Annotated in this window: 15 protein-coding genes; 4 read left to right on the plus strand and 11 right to left on the minus strand. The window is 46.6% G+C overall.

Going from position 1 to position 18,226, the window contains the following annotated elements; translation table 11 throughout:
- Nucleotides 1-101: 101 nt before the first annotated feature.
- Nucleotides 102-1,991 (plus strand): NAD(+) synthase, encoded by a 1,890-nt coding sequence (gene nadE / locus SCACP_RS12310; protein ID WP_425057857.1) that lies wholly within the window; start codon nucleotides 102-104, stop codon nucleotides 1,989-1,991.
- A 41-nt stretch (nucleotides 1,992-2,032) separates the two neighbouring features.
- Here nadE and SCACP_RS12315 read toward each other — a convergent pair whose 3' ends face one another.
- Both SCACP_RS12315 and SCACP_RS12320 read right to left on the minus strand, forming a co-directional pair.
- The gene (locus SCACP_RS12315) at nucleotides 2,033-2,401 is read right to left on the minus strand and encodes a hypothetical protein (protein ID WP_425057858.1); all 369 of its coding nucleotides are present in this window, start codon (nucleotides 2,399-2,401) and stop codon (nucleotides 2,033-2,035) included.
- An 18-nt stretch (nucleotides 2,402-2,419) separates the two neighbouring features.
- Nucleotides 2,420-3,997, minus strand: coding sequence for a hypothetical protein (locus tag SCACP_RS12320; protein ID WP_425057859.1), 1,578 nt, complete (start codon nucleotides 3,995-3,997; stop codon nucleotides 2,420-2,422).
- 309 nt (nucleotides 3,998-4,306) lie between these two features.
- Here SCACP_RS12320 and SCACP_RS12325 point away from each other — a divergent pair, with 309 nt between their 5' ends.
- From SCACP_RS12325 to SCACP_RS12335, 3 genes are all read left to right on the plus strand, one after another.
- Complete coding sequence (locus SCACP_RS12325) at nucleotides 4,307-6,004, plus strand: LytS/YhcK type 5TM receptor domain-containing protein (protein WP_425057860.1); 1,698 nt, start codon at nucleotides 4,307-4,309, stop codon at nucleotides 6,002-6,004.
- Nucleotides 5,997-6,767, plus strand: a complete 771-nt coding sequence (locus SCACP_RS12330; protein ID WP_425057861.1) for a LytR/AlgR family response regulator transcription factor — start codon at nucleotides 5,997-5,999, stop codon at nucleotides 6,765-6,767. Before SCACP_RS12325 ends, SCACP_RS12330 begins: the two co-directional genes overlap by 8 nt.
- Before the next feature lie 154 nt (nucleotides 6,768-6,921).
- Nucleotides 6,922-8,718 carry a carbon starvation CstA family protein gene (locus SCACP_RS12335; RefSeq protein ID WP_425057862.1) on the plus strand — a complete coding sequence of 599 codons (1,797 nt, stop codon included), beginning with the start codon at nucleotides 6,922-6,924 and terminating at the stop codon, nucleotides 8,716-8,718.
- A gap of 109 nt (nucleotides 8,719-8,827) precedes the next feature.
- On the opposite strand, the gene SCACP_RS12340 is transcribed toward SCACP_RS12335, so the two are convergent.
- The 9 genes from SCACP_RS12340 to SCACP_RS12380 all read right to left on the minus strand — a co-directional run bounded on the left by SCACP_RS12340 (nucleotide 8,828) and on the right by SCACP_RS12380 (nucleotide 18,214).
- Nucleotides 8,828-9,310 (minus strand): CarD family transcriptional regulator, encoded by a 483-nt coding sequence (locus SCACP_RS12340; protein WP_425057863.1) that lies wholly within the window; start codon nucleotides 9,308-9,310, stop codon nucleotides 8,828-8,830.
- A 235-nt stretch (nucleotides 9,311-9,545) separates the two neighbouring features.
- A complete protein-coding gene (locus SCACP_RS12345) occupies nucleotides 9,546-9,971 on the minus strand; it encodes a GNAT family N-acetyltransferase (protein WP_425057864.1) in 426 nt (141 codons plus the stop codon).
- A 142-nt stretch (nucleotides 9,972-10,113) separates the two neighbouring features.
- A complete protein-coding gene (locus SCACP_RS12350; RefSeq protein ID WP_425057865.1) occupies nucleotides 10,114-10,428 on the minus strand; it encodes a carboxymuconolactone decarboxylase family protein in 315 nt (104 codons plus the stop codon).
- A 108-nt stretch (nucleotides 10,429-10,536) separates the two neighbouring features.
- The gene (locus SCACP_RS12355) at nucleotides 10,537-11,193 is read right to left on the minus strand and encodes a DNA alkylation repair protein (RefSeq protein WP_425057866.1); all 657 of its coding nucleotides are present in this window, start codon (nucleotides 11,191-11,193) and stop codon (nucleotides 10,537-10,539) included.
- A 363-nt stretch (nucleotides 11,194-11,556) separates the two neighbouring features.
- Complete coding sequence (locus SCACP_RS12360) at nucleotides 11,557-13,500, minus strand: FAD-dependent oxidoreductase (protein ID WP_425057867.1); 1,944 nt, start codon at nucleotides 13,498-13,500, stop codon at nucleotides 11,557-11,559.
- Between the two features lie 445 nt (nucleotides 13,501-13,945).
- On the minus strand, nucleotides 13,946-14,803 hold the full coding sequence (lipA, locus tag SCACP_RS12365; RefSeq protein ID WP_425057868.1) for a lipoyl synthase: 858 nt from the start codon (nucleotides 14,801-14,803) through the stop codon (nucleotides 13,946-13,948).
- The gene (lipB, locus tag SCACP_RS12370) at nucleotides 14,800-15,504 is read right to left on the minus strand and encodes a lipoyl(octanoyl) transferase LipB (RefSeq protein WP_425057869.1); all 705 of its coding nucleotides are present in this window, start codon (nucleotides 15,502-15,504) and stop codon (nucleotides 14,800-14,802) included. Before lipB ends, lipA begins: the two co-directional genes overlap by 4 nt.
- On the minus strand, nucleotides 15,497-16,900 hold the full coding sequence (gene lpdA, locus SCACP_RS12375; RefSeq protein WP_425057870.1) for a dihydrolipoyl dehydrogenase: 1,404 nt from the start codon (nucleotides 16,898-16,900) through the stop codon (nucleotides 15,497-15,499). Before lpdA ends, lipB begins: the two co-directional genes overlap by 8 nt.
- 18 nt (nucleotides 16,901-16,918) lie before the next feature.
- Nucleotides 16,919-18,214 carry a dihydrolipoamide acetyltransferase family protein gene (locus SCACP_RS12380; protein ID WP_425057871.1) on the minus strand — a complete coding sequence of 432 codons (1,296 nt, stop codon included), beginning with the start codon at nucleotides 18,212-18,214 and terminating at the stop codon, nucleotides 16,919-16,921.
- Nucleotides 18,215-18,226: the final 12 nt, after the last annotated feature.

Raw genomic sequence — 18,226 nt, forward strand, 5'->3', positions numbered from 1 at the left:
AATAAAATTATATATATTTCCTAACACTTTTAGAAGGACAAGCATGGTCCGGCAGCGAAAGGAACACAGCATGTCATTGTATGATTTGAGGTGAGTGGTTTTTGCTCAAAATTGCTTTAGGCCAGATGGAGGTCATCCCCGGCCGGCCAGACTTAAATACCGGTAAAATGTTAACTATGATTCATGATGCAAGCCATCAACAGGCTGACATCATTATTTTCCCCGAGATGGCCATCCCGGGCTATTTATTGGGTGATACTTGGGAACAGCAAGCCTATCTTCGCGATTGCGAAACATTCGGCCATCAGGTTATCGCTGCCTCCCGAGATATATGCATAGTGTTCGGCAATGTGGCTGTTGAGTGGGACAAACACGGTGACGACGGCCGGGTGCGCAAACACAATGCCTGTTTTATCGCCCAAAACGGAAAGCTCATTGCTAAACGCATCAAGACTTTGCACCCTAATTACCGGGAATTTGATGATACGCGGCACTTTTTCAGTTTGCGCAAACTGGCGCTTGAACTTAATCAGGACGTTGAGTCACTAATTAAGCCTGTTAAAATCATGATTAAAGACAGGGAATATTCCCTGGGCTGCATTATTTGCGAAGACGGCTGGAATGACGATTATAGTGTTGACCCGATTGCAGCGCTGGCTGCTAACGGTCCACTTGATTTAATTATTAATATTTCCAGTTCACCGTTTACCTTGGGAAAAAACAACAAACGCAACAGAGTGTTTTCCAAGCAAGCTCAGGAAACAGGCGTGCCCTTAATATATGTAAACAACACAGGCCTGCAAAATAACGGCAAAACAGTATATACCTTTGACGGGTTTAGTACCGTATATAATAGTGCCGGTCAAATTATCGCCTATTGTCAACCGTTCACCGAAAACCTCGACTATCTTGAACTTAAGGTTGAGACTGGCGGGCTTGACCTTAAACCTGTTAATGTTCCTAATGACTTCACTATTGACAGCCTTTACCAGGCAATCAGTTACGGGGCAAAAAGGTTTTTGCAGTCAATTGGCATGAATAGAGTGGTCATCGGCGTGTCAGGCGGCATCGACTCAGCGGTAAGCGCCGCCCTTTACGCCAGTATCTTGGGACCGGAAAATATTTTGTTGGTCAATATGCCCAGCAGATTTAACTCCCAAACGACCAAAGACCTGGCTGCACAATTATCACATAATTTAGGATGTCTGTATACCATCATGCCAATTGAACAATCGGCTGAATACACGGCCAACCAAATTAGCAGCACACCTGTGACCAATCTCGCCACCGGCAAACAAAACAAACTTTCGGTATCTTCCTTTGTTTTTGAAAATATTCAGGCCCGTGACCGTTCGGCCCGGCTGCTGGCCGGCATAGCTGCTGCTTTTGGCGGCGGGTTTACCTGTAACGCCAATAAGAGTGAGCTTACTGTGGGCTACTCCACACTTTACGGCGACCAAGCCGGTTTTTTGGCCACGCTGGCTGACCTGTGGAAACATCAGGTCTATGAACTGGCTAACTATTTGAATAAAAACGTATACGGCCGGGAAGTAATTCCCCAAGCCATTATTGATTTAGTGCCCAGCGCCGAGTTGTCGTTCGAGCAGTCAGTTGATGAAGGCAAGGGTGACCCAATTATTTACCCGTATCATGATTACTTGTTCCGCGCCTTCATGGAACACTGGAACCGGGCCACGCCAGAAGATATTTTGCTGTGGTATAGCCAGGACCCTGCCGTACTCGAACAAAAGCTGGGCTGTCAACCTGGTCTGATCAGCCGCCTATTCCCCGGTCCCCGCGAATTTATCGATGACCTTGAACGCTGGTGGCGCCTATATACCGGCATGGCGGTAGCCAAACGCATCCAAGCTCCACCGGTGCTCGCAGTCAGTCGCCGCGCTTACGGTTTTGACCACCGTGAAGCGCAAAACGGGCCGTATTTTACGCAAAATTATCTAAAATTAAAGCACCAGATACTTGCGGCAGAGTAAAAAATAAAACGCGGGCGAAAATCGCCTGCGTTTTATTTGTACTACCGTCTTAACATTCTCAATAACCAAACGGCAACAATAATTACGCCTGTCACCGCCAGAATAAACATTAATAACGGCAAGAAAAAGAATATCAGTAGCGCCACTACCGCAGCCAAAAGCAACTTACCTGTCAAGCCGGAGGAGTTGAAAGAAACATTGATATTTTTAACCCGCGTCCGATATCCGGCCTGCTGGTGACCGCCGGTATATTCCCGGTGACTGCCGCTTTCATGTTCGTCTTCAATGGTAACACCGGTAAAATTATCCCGGTCCTGACGGTTTAGCACTTTTACCGTTGCTTCCTGACGGCAGTGAGGACAACTACCGGTTTCAGATTCCTTTTGAGCACCACAGTTTGGACACCGCATTCTCCACCCTCCCAATACTTACTGCAAATCATATAACAATGAAACCATACCTTCTTCACTCAAGTAGCGTGGATCATATCTTTCCAGCTTTAATACATCAAATATTTTCGCCCGGTTGGCGCTAATGCTTGATTTGCTTACGGCCATTTCCTCGGCCAGCGTTTCTACCGGCATCTCAGCATCCCCGGTATTAATCTGGGAGTAGGCGTAAATAACGGCTGATGCCCATGCAGCAGGTTTCCGGACACTAACATTCCCCAATTGCGAAAAGTCTTGCCACATTTTCTGAGCCAGAACAGCATCATGGCGGGAATAACCAAATTTAGGCATAAACCGTTCGATAAGCTCCGATACTTCAATATTTACAGCCTTGTCGCCGTTTTCTGACCGGGGAAAACTGCGCTCAATTTGGGCATAAGAGGTAACATTAACTCTGGCCCAAGTTGCTAAAAGATCAATGGTATGTCGCACAGCATTGGCATGCCGCTTTACAAAATCATCCCACGTTGCTCCCGTCTGCTGCAGTTCCATCATGGCCTTCTGCCGGCTAATTTCATCTTTAATCCGGCGTCGCAAATTACTGCTTATCTCTACACTAGTAATAAAGTTAATCATTACCAGTTCCTGTTCCTGCTGCTGCAAGAAGACATGACCATAAAACAGCAGCTTTTTTACAAGTTTATAATCATAATTAGGATTAGGCAACCGGAACTTTTCTTCAGTCAGAAGATTTACACATTCGACCCAATCCTGATTAATTACGCTGTCAACATAAAATACCGTAAATTTTGCGCCCATGAGTTCAAGTAATATCTTCCGTTCTTCGACAGCCAGCCGGTCGCTGTAGTCGATATTGAATTGGCTGAGAGGTGTACGGTCATTTGCCAATAAATGATAATCAAATAGGAAGTAGTCCCAAAATCCCAGCCAGAATTCATCATCATTTTCATCTTCCGGCATTTGCCCCATTGGACCAAGATACAACATTAGCGCGCGGTCAAAATCATCAATAAAATTTTCCTGCTGGAAATATGCGCTGAATTTAAGCATCAGACGCTCCACGGCTTCACCAACGATTCGACCGATATCTTTGGGCACAGTTAGCGAAGATTTAAGCGAACTGGAGGTGTCTTTTTCAAATATTCCCGGTAAAGCACTCTCATCGGCAATAGCTTCGATGAACTTGAGCCGCCTACCCCCCGTCATAAATTCGGCCGCTTGTTTGACTGCATCTGTTTGGCTAATTATTTTTTTGGCGGCAAGATAGCTGTAAAAGCTTTGAAGCACATCAAAAAAATGACGCACGGTCCGAATATTTGGCTTAAATTCGTCAATTTGTACAATCATCCATTCAACAGCCAAACTGTACTCAGACGCATTCATTTCATCAAGAATAGTTTCGCCTGAATAAGATAAATACAACACGAACATTCGAAGATTGCGCCACATATCCCGGAGCGTTTCGTCGCTAGCGCCATTCCAGGCATTCTGCCGCAAAAAGCCTTCTACCCACTCACGTTTTATGGCCGAATCCCATTCGAGTTCCTCGTTGAAAAAAACCTGGACTTCATCATATACATTTTTTATATTGGTCATTAAACAATAACTCCCTTTAAGCACTTTAACGAAACTTATTATAACACGTTTCCCCCCTCTAAACCAGTAGTACAGCATTTGATTGGAATTGGTTTCCAGAATAGTCAATAATAAAAAAATCTCCCACCCAATCTATATATAGTATCCAATAAAGATTTACAGGCGTGTTGTTAGTATAAGCGTAAGTCAAGCGCCAGCGGTGGAGCGTTACTAACAACACGCCTAGAAGTCTGCTTGACTTCCATTCACTTGCTTCGCCTCATTGTCAGCTATCGGAAAAAATGCTATGCTGAAACAGGAGGGATATTCATGTCTGAATACTTGCTGCAAGAAATGATTGAACGAATGAGCGTGGCAGCCACACTGGCTTTTGTTTTGTCCCAGACTGCCGTGTTCAGGCGTCTGATTAACCGCCGCAATACCAGCAGAGATGCCATACTGCTCACGATTATTTTCGGGTTAATCGGCATTTTGGGTACTTATGCCGGCATACCGATAAATGATGCTATTGCCAATTCCCGCGTTGTCGGCGTCATGGCTGCCGGACTGATGGGCGGACGTCTCATGGGAGTATCAGCCGGAATAATCGCGGGCGGTCACCGTTACCTGTTAGGTGGCTTTACCGCTTTTTCCTGTGCGTTAGCCAATATTTGCGAAGGACTTTTAGCCGGAATAGTCCACCGTTTTTATCCCGGGCGGCCCATTCCGTGGTGGCTGGCTTTGGCTGCCGGTATGGCGGGGGAAATGATGCAAATGGGCATTATCCTATTGACTGCACGTCCCTATGAGTTAGCTTGGGGTCTGGTAAAAGAAATTGCTGTCCCCATGATTGTCGCCAACTCACTGGGTCTGGCGGTCTTTATGCTTATCATTAAAACCGCCATGGACGCTCAAGAGAAGGTCGGGGCCGAACAATCACATAAGGCGCTTGATATCGCCAACAAAACATTACCCTATTTGCGGCGTGGCCTTAACGCTCAATCAGCCCTGGAAACTGCTCATATAATTTTGGCAACCGCCGGATATGATGCCGTGGCTATTACCGACACCGAACACGTACTGGCTTTTGCCGGGTCCGAAACTGCCCATCATACCCCGGCCACCACAAGTTTGACACACCTTACATGCCAGGCGCTTAGTACCGGCCAAATGCATATTGCCCAGGACAAGACCGCCATCGGCTGTGCCTGTTCGGGATGCCGCCTGGCTAGCGCCATTGTCGTGCCGCTCAAATGCGCCGACAGGGTTATTGGGACGTTGAAGCTGTATTATACACGCGCCAACGCAATCGGGCAATCAGACATCGTCTTTGCCGCCGGCTTGGCCCATCTGTTTTCCACTCAGCTTGAGCTTACCGAGATTGACCGCCAAGCCAAAATGGCGGCCAAAGCCAGAATGAAAGCGCTTCATGCCCAGATAAACCCCCACTTTTTATTTAACACATTAAATACAATTACCTCGCTGGTGAGGACTAAGCCTGATTTGGCGCGAGAACTGTTAATCAAGCTAAGCGCCATCTTCCGCTATACATTGCACAAAACCGGCCGTAACATTACCATTGACGAAGAACTGGCCCAGGTACGCGCCTATCTCAGTATCGAACAGGCCAGACACGGCGACAAACTTTTGGTAACGGAAGAAATTGAACCAGGATTAGGGCATTACCTGATACCGTCGCTTACGATCCAGCCGCTCGTCGAGAATGCCATCAAGCACGGCTTGCAACCTAAACCTGACGGCGGTTCGATTATCCTCAAAGCCAATTCCAGCAGTTCCGTTATTGAAATAAGCATTATCGACAACGGTGTCGGCATGGACTTAACCGCGTATAACCCGCTTGAACATCCCGGCGGTGAAAGTATCGGCCTTATTAATGTGCATGAACGCCTTTTCGGCCAATATGGCAAAAGCTACGGCCTGAAACTTGACAGCCAGCCCGGCCAGGGCACCATCGTAACCCTGCGCCTGCCCAAACGCCTGAATGATGAGGTGGAAGACTGTGCTTAATGCCATAATTGTCGATGATGAACTGCCCGCTCGTGACGAACTCAAATACTTGCTTTCCCGGTTACCAGGCGTTACCGTAGTTGGTGAAGCCGATAACGGCCCGGCAGCTGTCGGCTTGGCCGCCCAGCACTGTCCTGACGTCGTTTTTTTGGACATTCAAATGCGGGGTATGAACGGCATGGAAACTGCGCTGGCCTTGCGGACTGCCGCCCCCAACGCTCTTATCGTTTTTGCCAGCGCCTATGATGAATATGCAATAAAAGCGTTCGAAATCGGCGCAGTCGACTATCTATTAAAGCCGTTCGAAAGTGAGCGGGTGGCCGCCACTGTCGAACGGCTGCAAAAGTACCGGCCGGAAGATTGGCAAGCAGCCGCTACCCGCGTTGACCAGGCAATTACTACTGTGGCTAAAACCACCGTACACAAGCTGGCTGTCGAAAAAAACGGCAAAATTGTGCTGGTGAACTATAGCGACATTTTGTACGCTCATACTCAGACCGGTGCAGTCACAGTTGTGACCGAGACGGGCGAATATACTTACTCCGGCACACTATCCGAGCTGCAAGAACGTTTGCGTGGTACAACAGTCATGCGAGTGCATAAAAGTTACCTTGTTCATATGGAGAAAGTCAAAGAAGTTATTCCCTGGTTTAAGGGTACGTATTGGCTTAAGCTGTCAACGCCTGGCAATAACGGTACCATTGAAGTGCCGGTCGGCAAAGGCCAAATCAAAGAGATCAAAGGCATATTAGGACTAAAGTAGACGCCGCCCAGCCGGCGTTATTTCTTTTTACCGGTCTATATTTCCGTTCACAGTCCCATTTGTTCCGATTACAAGAATTATGTATCCAATATGCAGTCGGTAAGTTATGATAAATTTGAAATCATCAAATTATCCACACAAAGGAGGAGAAAATTTGAACGGTATTTCCTTAGTAATTGTAGCTGCACTTGTTTTAACCTTAGCGTACCGTTTCTACGGGGCCTTTATGGCGGCCAAAGTGTTGGCCCTTGACCCTAACCGCACTACTCCGGCAGTACGCCACAACGACGGTCGTGATTATGTTCCCACCAACAAATGGGTGACATTCGGCCACCACTTTGCCGCGATTGCCGGTGCAGGCCCACTGGTAGGACCTGTTCTAGCCGCCCAATTCGGTTATCTGCCCGGCACTGTCTGGCTGCTTATAGGCGCAGTATTTGCGGGTGCCGTGCACGACATGGTCATCCTATTTGCGTCCATTAGGCATGACGGCCTGTCGGTAGCTGAAATTGCCAAAAAAGAAATTGGCAAAGCTTCCGGTCTGGCAACAAGTATTGCCGTGCTGTTTATCCTCATAATTACCATGGCCGGTTTGGCTATCGCTGTAGTCAACGCCCTCTATGACAGTCCATGGGGAACGTTCACAGTGGCCGTCACCATTCCTATCGCCATTTTGGTAGGTGTTTACCTCCGCTACCTTCGTCCCGGCCGCATCGGCGAAGCCTCGTTTATTGGCGTAACGCTCGTGCTGTTAGGCGTATTTGTGGGCCCCATGGTACAACAATCCTGGCTGGCTCCATACTTCACCTTCAACCGCGCCCAATTGTCGATCATGCTGGCAGTATACGGTTTTGTCGCAGCAGCGCTCCCTGTATGGCTGCTACTGGCTCCACGTGATTATCTCAGCACTTATATGAAAATCGGTACTATCCTGGCCCTGGCCCTTGGTATCCTTGTTGTTCAACCCGAAATCCACATGCCGGCCATCACCCAGTTCGTTAACGGCGGCGGCCCCATTATTCCCGGACCGGTATGGCCCTTCATGTTCATAACTATTGCCTGTGGCGCCATCTCAGGGTTTCACGCTCTTATCAGCACCGGTACCACTCCCAAAATGTTGACCAATGAGGCCGAAATTAAAGCTATTGGTTTTGGCGGGATGCTGGTAGAATCATTTGTTGCCTTAATGGCGCTTATTGCCGCTACCAGCTTATTCCCTGCCGACTACTTTGCCATCAATACCGCACCTGCTGTATTTGCCAAGCTTGGTATGCAAGTTAACGAACTTGGAGCTCTCTCGCAAATGGTTGGCGAAAATGTAGCCGGGCGCCCGGGCGGCGCAGTATCACTGGCTGTCGGCATGGCTCACATATTCAGCAAAATTCCTGGCATGCAAAGTCTCTTATCTTTCTGGTACCATTTCGCCATCATGTTTGAGGCGTTGTTCATTCTGACCACCATTGATGCCGGCACCCGCGTTGGCCGCTACCTACTTCAGGAACTTGGCGGCATGGTTTACAAACCTCTTAAAAATGTTCACTGGACCCCTGGTCTTATTCTCACCAGCGCCGCCATGTCATTTGCCTGGGGTTATCTGGTATATGGGGGTTCCATCTCGACAATTTGGCCGCTGTTCGGCGTAGCCAACCAGCTTCTGGGCAGCATGGCCCTGGCAGTTGGCACTACAGTACTGTTTAGAATGGGCAAAGGCCGCTATACCTGGACAACCATCATTCCCATGTGTTTCCTGGCTATAACCACCGTAGCCGCCGGTTATCTAAACATCACTACCAATTACCTGCCTCAGAATAACTATCTGTTAGCAGGCGCCTGCGCTATTATGATTGTGCTAGTTATCTTTGTCATCACAGACGCCGTACGCACTTGGATGAAAATTATTAACGGTGAAAAAATCGCCCAGGAACCGGCTAATAGTAGCATAGGAAATTAATTTCTCGCATCTGGTGACAACACTGTAACAATAATAAAAGAGATCCTGGCTAAACGAGCAGGATCTCTTTTATTATATATTAAAACAAATTCTCAGATGACATAATGATTTATTGTATTTTTATTGCTTCGTCTAATAAGCAAGCGGCTTGCTCTTGAGAAATTCCCTTTACTAGTTCAACTTCACTGATGAGGATTTGCCGGGCATTATCCAGCATATTTTTTTCAGTAGTTCCAAGCTTTCTTTTATGATTAATACGCATCAAATCGCGGATAACCTCGGCCCCTTCGTAAATATCGCCACTTTTTATTTTGTTCAGATTTCTTCGTTGTCTCTGGCTATCATTGGCCATTACATCTGTCTCGCCGTCATAAAAAGTAGTAAGTACATTATCCAGCTTTTCAGAATCAACAACAGGACGTACCCCTAGTCTTTCGGTCTTGTCGACAGGGATCATAACTTGCATGTTTCGATGAAGTATGTTTACGACATAATAAAGCTGAGTATTTCCGAAAATCTCCTTTTCTTCGATAGTCTTGATAACCCCACCACCATGCATCGGATAAAAAATTTTATCACCTACCTTAAACATGAAGTCACCCCCTAATATATTAGATTATACAACAAATCGCAATAAATATCAATAAATTAGTATTTTACCACGACATACAAGCGTGCGTCAATATGTGCTAGCATAACACATTAAGAATATTCTTGTTATATTATAGGCTCAGATACAATGTATCTCATATTAGATCCGCCTGAGCCTTGCCGCCCAATGATACGGATTTCATACAACACCTGTATCTATCTATTATTCTTCGGGCTTAAATGTCTTTGGAAAAAACATTTAAGTCAGTTCTTTTATAAAACCCCATATGGCTCCAAAAAGCGATACCTCGTTGGTGATTTGTAAAAACAAACAAATGACACTTACTGATCCCCTGTTCTTTGAGTCTTGACAAGCAATAACCAATTAATTGTCTTGCTATCCCCCGGCCGCGATATACGGTGTTTACTGCCAAATGATGGAAATAACCCCGACGGCCATCATGCCCGCACAGTACGGCGCCAACAATGTGCTCGCCCAATTCAGCCACACAACTTAACCCACTATTCCTGTTTAAAAACATTTCGATATTTGCTTTAGTGTCAGCATCACTTAACCCAATTCCCTCAGTCGTACTCCAAAGATTCATGACCTTTTCGTAGTCATTACTATCCATTGCCCGTATTACAATTTTTTTGTCCATTTAACTTCCCCCGATGCGTATACAAGTGAGCAAGTCAGAAAACCGTTCTCATCCCTGACTGGCTCACTGACTCACTGTTATTCTCCTCCTTGGGAAAATAAAACTGGGTATTCCGTTACCCATCTTTTACCACGTCGATTTTTTACTTTTCCTCATCAAAAGCCTCAAGAGCAATCGGCAATACCGCAATGGCTTTATTACCAACTGCCGGCAGCGAAAGAAGAACTGCGCTTTTAATCTCTTCTCTCGTAACCCCAAGTTCTTTGGCATGCTTTACATGAAAAGGTATGCCGCTAAGAAGCCCAATAGCGGCCAAAACAGCAATATATGCTATTTCCTCCGTTTTTGAGTCAAGTGCACTTGCCTGATCAAGTTTCTTTACAGCCTCCATCCAAACTTCTGCTTGTTCAGGTGCTTCTTTCATAAAACATGTAAAAGCGTTGCTAACTTGCTTCACCCCAACACCTCCCAAAATATTCCAACCCATAATACTATAACGTCTGATCTTTTTTCGGTCAAGATTTCATGGAAAACTTTATTAAAATTTCAACCACTATAGCCAACCTTACTTAATATACTTGCTGCCCTCACGTACACTAAGCGGATGTAAATGACTGCTTTCAATAAATAATTTTACCCACTCCATATTGGTTTTTGAATATTCTCTAAGCGCCCATCCTATTGCTTTATTAATAAAAAACTCTTTTGTATTACTGTTTTTACATATTATCCGGCTAAGCACTTCTGTATCGGTCTTGTCTTTATATTTGAGCTGAAACAAAATTGCAGCCCTTTTTAACCATATATTTCCAGTTTCAGCCCACTTGAAAATATGACTTTCAATCAATTCCGGATGTTTTGCACATAATACCCCTGTTATATTTTCTGCAAGGCTGTCTACAGTATCCCACCACGATTTTTTTGTAATCAACATTTCTATTTTCTCAATATCATCTTTTTGCAATAGTTTTTTTACTGCTAACAAATAATCTACCGCACAATACTGAAACTCCCGCTCAGGCAAATCCCACAACCTAAAAACAAAGCTCCATTCGATAACAACAGCTTTTTTGGCCTGGTTAATAAAAGCGCGCTCAAGAGATGCCCTTTCCGGCTTAGGTATCCCTAAAAAAGGAAAATTGTTTTTCATATAAGCAGCCATGTTCATAGCTTGCTCATGGTTTGCATTTTGGTAAAATATTTCCATCAACTTCTCATACACATATATCAACTCCCGGGATCAGAAGTACCCTGTCTACCGCATCTTTCAAATCCACCATTTTAGTTTCCGGCTCGTGGATATCTCTCCTTAATCGTTGATGTCCCCGGCTGTTGCCCCAGTTCTTGGCATAACAAGCATTTATAAACGCAATAACGCAATGCCTGACCCCTTAGATAGGGACATAGACAAAAATATTTGTGTCTATTTACTTTTATAAAAGGAAGGTTTACCCTTGTTCTTATTGGAAAATTTAAGGTTGAACCATAATAATTTAGGCCAACTGGAGTTTGACAGCTAAAAATTTGAAAGGGGCTTCCCAGAAGTAGAATTCCGGGGCGCCCCTTTGTTAATGTACCATCCGATTTACAAGCTATATGCTACACGTAAACCTTCGTGAATAGCCTCGATAATTTTCCGGGGTTTAACACAGTCTCCGATGGCATAAACAGGTATTCCGTCTCCTTCGATGAGCTTTAAGAAATCATTCTTGGACTTAGAACCAACTGCGATTACTACTGTATCTATGCCGGTTATTTCTTCCGTTCCTTCTTCTTTTTCTATAATAACTCCATCTGCGGATATTTCCCGGACTTTGCTCTTAGTTAATACCCGGATTTTCTTCTCAGCCATCCTATTCAGTAAGAGAGCTCTAGTGAGGGCTCCAACATCTACCGCAATATCGTCCAGCATTTCCACCACGGTAACCTGTTTGCCTTGTTCTGCCAGATATTCCGCGGTTTCGCAACCTACGAGCCCGCCGCCAACAACAACCACTTTTTCGCCAACAGAAGCTGAACCCATCAGAACATCATGCGCCGTAACAACCTTTTCCTGCTCAACTCCGGGAATCTTTGGAATTACTGGTTCAGATCCTATGGCTACGATTACCGCATCCGGTTTAAGCTCTTGAACTGTCTTTAGGTCTGCTTCCTTACCCGTTGCAATCATAGCACCGGATTCCTCTACTTGATCAGTAAGATATGTTACCAGATCATTTATTTCTTCTTTATGAGGCGGTACAGCAGCAGCCCGCATTTGCCCACCTAATTCCGCTTGCTTTTCATAAAGAATCACTTCGTGTCCCCGCAAAGCTGCCACCCTGGCCGCTTCTAATCCACCGGGTCCACCACCAATCACTAACACCTTCTTTTTATTCGTTGCCGGAATTTCTGTATCAAATTCCGTTTCATGTCCGGTCACTGCGTTGGCCATGCAGGTAATGTCAATGTCTAGGAACAAGCGATCAATACAGCCCTGGTTACAGGCGATGCATTTTCTTATCGTTTCAGCCTTACCTTCAGCCACTTTTTTGGGTAATTCCGGATCGGCTAACAAGGCCCTTCCCATAGATACCAGATCAGCTTTGCCTTCCCGGATGATTTGTTCAGCCATAACCGGATCTTTGATACGGCCGGCAACAATTACGGGTACCTCTCCGTTGATTGCTTTCTTGATAGCAGCAGCATTTTCTACAAAACAACCTTGGGTAATAGCCGCAGGCTGAATAATCATTGCCGATGACTCATACACCCCTCCAGAAATGTGCAGGGCACTAATCCCGACCTCAACCAGTTTTTTGGCGAATACTGTAGTTTCCTCAAGAGTGAGTCCTCCGGCAACATATTCTTCGGCACTCATGCGGTAGATCATGGGAAAGCTTTCCCCAACTTCTTCCCTTACCCTCCTGATAACCTCCAGGGGGAATCTCATCCTGTTTTCGCAAGTCCCGCCGTACTCGTCGGTTCGCTTGTTGCTGTAGGGCGACAAGAATTGATTAACTAAATAGCCATGGCCAGCATGGATCTCAATCGCGTCAAATCCTGCCTCCTTAGCACGGCGCGCAGCTTGTCCAAAAGCCTCCACCAACTCTTTTATTTCGTCCACTGATAATTCCTTGGGCATTTCTTGCTTAACCGGACAAGGAATAGGCGAAGGAGCGACTACACTCATTCCGGTAACTTTTGAAGTTGTCTGTCTCCCGGCATGATAAAGTTGCACGGCAATTTTTGCTCCATAGCTGTGCACTGCATCAGTCAAGTTCCGCAAGCCGGATATTAATTCATCTTTGTGTATACCTACTTGGTTTTGAAACCCTTTACCGTTTACCTGGACATATGCTGCTTCAACAATAATTAAGCCAACTCCGCCTTTAGCTCTAGCCTGGTGATAGGCCTTAAAACGTTCGGTAACTGCCCCGTCACTAGCAGCATAATTTGTAACCATAGGAGGCATAACAATTCTGTTTCTTACTTTCATGGGCCCAATTTGAATTGGTTTTAAAATTTTATCAAATGTAAATGCATTCACTGTAACTCCTCCTAAATGTATTTTTTTACAGAGGTAATCTCTTTAATGAACAAATATTTCATTTTAAGGCCGAAACTATCTCGGGATCATATTGGTTCTTCTCTTGGACTTTTTGTAGCCTAAACAAACGTGAATGTGATAATCATCACAATTGCTATTATTATTTTCTACACTGTGCGACAAAATCCTGCTTAGTCAGCATAGGTAGCAAAATCTTAATAGTCAAAAATGTCAACCCCTTTTTCTTGGTGCTTAAGATACCTCTAACGACAACTGCTTACCGCTGGAGGTACCCCTTCTTACTGTCACAGAAGTCCAAAATACGCTATTAGCAATTGCTACTCACTTATCAAACGCAGGCGGTGCATCTTGGCTGCCGATAGGGGGCAGACCCAGCGCGTACACAGCCCCATCCTAAGCGCAGGATTCATCCCATAGGTGCCGCTTACACATCGGTTAATGTCCTAAAGACCTCGCGCGCATGGTACGAGCTTCTCACTAGCGGCCCGGCGTAAACTTCTCTAATCCCCAAACTTAAGGCCATTTCCCGGTAATAGCTGAATTTTTCTGGAGTTACATACCTTTCTACCGGTAGCTGTTGAGGGGTAGGTTGCAAATACTGCCCGAGAGTCAGAATGTCACAATCCACTTCTTTTAAATCCTGAAATACCTCTCTAAGCTCCTCTTCCGTCTCGCCGAGTCCTAACATTAAACTGCTTTTCGTGATCATCCCCGGCCTCATCTCTTTGACGGATTTCAGTATTCTCAGAGATTGCGTGTAAGACGCTTGTTGCCTCACCCTAGCGTAAAGCCTCGGGACGGTCTCCAGGTTATGTCCTAGAACATCCGGCCCAGCCTCCACAATACGTGCCAGAGCTTTTTCATCCCCAGCTAAGTCCGGAATCAGAACTTCAACTAAAGTATCTTCGTGCAGAGCTTTAATTTCCCGGATAACAGCGACAAACTGGCTCGCTCCATAATCCGGCAGGTCGTCACGGGTTACAGAGGTAATTACTACATATTTTAAATCCAGGATCTGCACAGCCTGAGCGACTTTAGCCGGCTCCAACGGGTCAGGTTCTGCCAACCGACCATGGCTAACCGCACAAAACCGGCAATTACGTGTGCAATTAGGTCCCAAGATGAGGAAGGTTGCTGTGCCCTGGGCAAAACACTCCCCTGCGTTGGGACATTTTGCGCTGGTACAAATCGTATTTACATTTAACGAAGCCAGCAATCCGAGCATGTCCCTGAGTTTTTGCTGATCAGGCGTTCCGATTTTCAACCACGGAGCTAGAGTCATGCACTTTTGCCCCCCTTGCCCAGCATACCGGCTTTAATCTCCTCAACCCGGCTATATCCGAACTGATGCTTAAATTTTTCGATCAGTTTTCCTTCAACCTCTTCATTACTTATCTCGCGTCCAAGGATTTTCTGCAGGGAGGTAACCCCTTTGTCCGAAATCCCACACGGTATTATATAGTTAAAATAGGACAGGCTTGGAGCAACATTTAAAGCAAAACCATGCCAGGTCACCCACTTACTCACCGCAATCCCGATCGCTGCAATTTTCTCATTGCCTACCCAAACTCCGGTTAAACCCTCTATTCTACCTGCGTTAATCTCATAATCCTGTAGTAAATCAATGATCATCTGTTCGAGCCTATAGACATAAAGATGAAGATCTTTCTCGAAACAGCCCAAGTTAATAATGGGATAACCTACGATCTGCCCTGGGCCATGGTAGGTGATATCACCACCTCTCTCGATGGGAACCACCTGAATCCTGCGTGTCTGAAGAAATGCCTCACTTACCAGCAGGTTGTCCCTGCTCCCCGCCCTGCCAATGGTGATAACATGGGGATGCGATGTCAAAAAGAGGGTGTCTTCAATCTCCCCTTTTTGACGCAAAGTCAATAGCTCGCGCTGTAACTGATAAGCCTGCCGGTAATCCATCCCGTAACTCTTAAGCAGATTAAGTTGCACACCATCACCTCTAGACATTATGGATTGGCTGACCTGATGCCGCGTGCGCAACCTCCATCAACACTTCATTGAACGTAGGATGAGCATGAATAGTATTAGCCAGTTCTTCCACCGTGGACTCCATGGTTATGGCTAAACCTGCTTCGCCCACGAGTTCTGTAGCCATCGGCCCAGCGAGGTGAATTCCCAGAATTTCACCGAATTTCTTATCGGAAACGAGTTTCACGAAGCCTTCTGCTTCATCGACCGCCACGGCCCGGCCGTTCGCTTGAAAAGGAAAGCGGTGCACGGCAACATCATAGCGCTGGCTCGCTTCGGCCTCCGTAAGACCGACAGAGGCAATTTCCGGATGCGTATAGATACACCCCGGTACACTGCGATAGTCTATCTTGATCTTTTTACCGAGCGCATTCTCGACTGCGACGATGCCTTGCCGGGAAGCAACATGGGCTAGCATGATGCCTCCGGTTACGTCCCCAATCGCATAAATGCCGGAGATCTCTGTTTCCATATACTCGTTGACCGGAATGAAACCGGCATTTAACTTCAGGCCAACCGCCTCTAAGTTTAAACCTGCAGTGTTAGCTTGGCGACCGGCAGCCAGCAGTACGAATTCCGCCTCGATCGTTTGCTCTTGCCCGTCGAGGTTCTTAATCCTTATTTCCTCGCTGCTGCCATTATCCCGCATTCCTTGTACGTAGGCGTTTACTTCAACCCTTATCCCGTCTTTGCTGAACTTTTTGAGTAAGAAACTACCCAAGTCCGTATCCATCGTTGGCAACAAACCGGGCATGGCTTCGATTATGGTCACTTTAACCCCCAGAGCATGGAAAATCGAGGCAAATTCTACCCCAACAGCACCGGCCCCGATAATAGCCAGGCTGTCCGGCAGTCTTGGGATGTTCAACAACTCTGTACTACTCAAAATTCTCTTTCCGTCAATACCCTCGACCGGGATTCTCTTGGGATTAGATCCCGTGGCAATCATGATTTTTGCCGCTTGGATCTTGGTCTTTGTCCCGTCACTATGTTGGCAAAGCAGGGTCTGCGCATCTATAAATTGCCCATGCCCTTTTAGTACCTTTACTTTGTTCTGTTGCAGCAGATAGCCGACTCCTCCGACCAAGGTCGCAACAGCTTTGTCTTTTTGCGCCAAAGCCTGTTTCCAGTCAAGTTCCTTGCCCGTGACCTTAATCCCCCTCTTAGACAGAGAATCCAGCTTTTTGTATTCATGGGCTGTTTCCAGCAAAGCCTTAGTCGGAATACAACCCCGATTGAGGCATGTACCCCCTAATTGGTCTTCTTCAATTAGAACTACCTGAGCTCCCATTTGAGCCCCTTTGATGGCAGCGACATAACCTCCTGGTCCGCCGCCGATGATCGCCAGATCTGCCTTGACAATATTTTCTGACACGTCAACTGCCTCCTAACTCTACTCGACCACAGGTTGGTAGGGATTTTCCAACAAATACTTCAATCTCTTCAGGAAGCGGGCTGCTACGTCACCATCCATCACCCTATGATCAAAAGAGATACTGAGGACCATAGTCGGCTTGACAACAACCTCTTGCTTGACGGCCACCGGACGGTCCAGAATCCTTCCCACCCCGAGAATAGCCCCTTGGGGCGGATTGATGATCGGGGTGAAACCGTCAATGTCATACATGCCCAAGTTGCTGACCGTAAGGGTGCCACCTTGTATTTCATCCAACGTCAAGCGGTCAGCCCTGGCCCGTTGCACAAGGTCCGCAGACTCTTGGGAAATCTCAACCAGGGATTTACGTTCCGCATTCTTCAGTACCGGGACGATTAAGCCCTTTTCCCTGGCTACAGCTATGGCTAAGTTCACTTTGTGCCACTGCCTGATTTCGTCACCTTCCAGGGTGCAATTTACCTCCGGCATTTCCTGCAAGACCTTAATCACAATGGCATTGATAAAATCTGTAAAAGTGATTTTTGCTTCTTTCCTGTACTTTTCTTTTAATTCATTGCGCAGCTGGACGGCTTTGTCCATCACGACTTCAGTGGTGAGGGTGACATGAGGAGCCTTAAAAGCGCTGGCCGACATGTTTTCGCCGATTACCTTGCGCAATCCGGCCAAAGGCAGAACCGTAAAGTCATTCATGGCCAGATGCCCTGCCTTTTCGGCAGTTTTCTCCTCAAGTTTGCGCAGGACATCTTCCTTCTGGATACGTCCGGATACTCCGCTGCCTTGCACATCTCCCAAGGAAACACCCGCGACTTCCGCTATCTTGCGGGCGGTGGCCGTCAGCTTCTGTTGTTTGGCGCTGTCTTGTAGTTCTTTATACTTAACAAGATCCTCTTCAGTAATCCGCCCGTTCGGACCACTTCCGAGTACAGCAGCCAAATCGATACCCAGCTCTTTGGCCAGTTTTTTCACCCTCGGGGTGGCAAGCACCGTTTGTCTTTCCTGAACTCCGGCATCCGCTTGACTCTGGATCAGCTCTTTAGCAGCACTCTCCGGTTCCGCGGCTTCTGCTAAGAAGGCGATAGCCTCTCCGACAGGCACCAGCGCCCCGTCCATCGCCACAATCTTCTCTAAAATCCCCGCCGCCGGTGATTCTACTTCGGCGTTAATCTTGCCTGTGAGTACTTCGACCAGAGGTTCCCCTTTTTCTACTTTATCCCCAGCCTGTTTATACCACCGGGAGATTATTCCCTCTTCCATCGTAGCGGCCAGTTTTGGCATCTCAATCTTAATGCTCAAAGATGTCAACCC

The sequence above is a fragment of the Sporomusaceae bacterium ACPt genome (assembly GCA_041428575.1).
GTDB classification, from domain to species: Bacteria; Bacillota; Negativicutes; order Sporomusales; family Sporomusaceae; genus Sporomusa_D; species Sporomusa_D carbonis.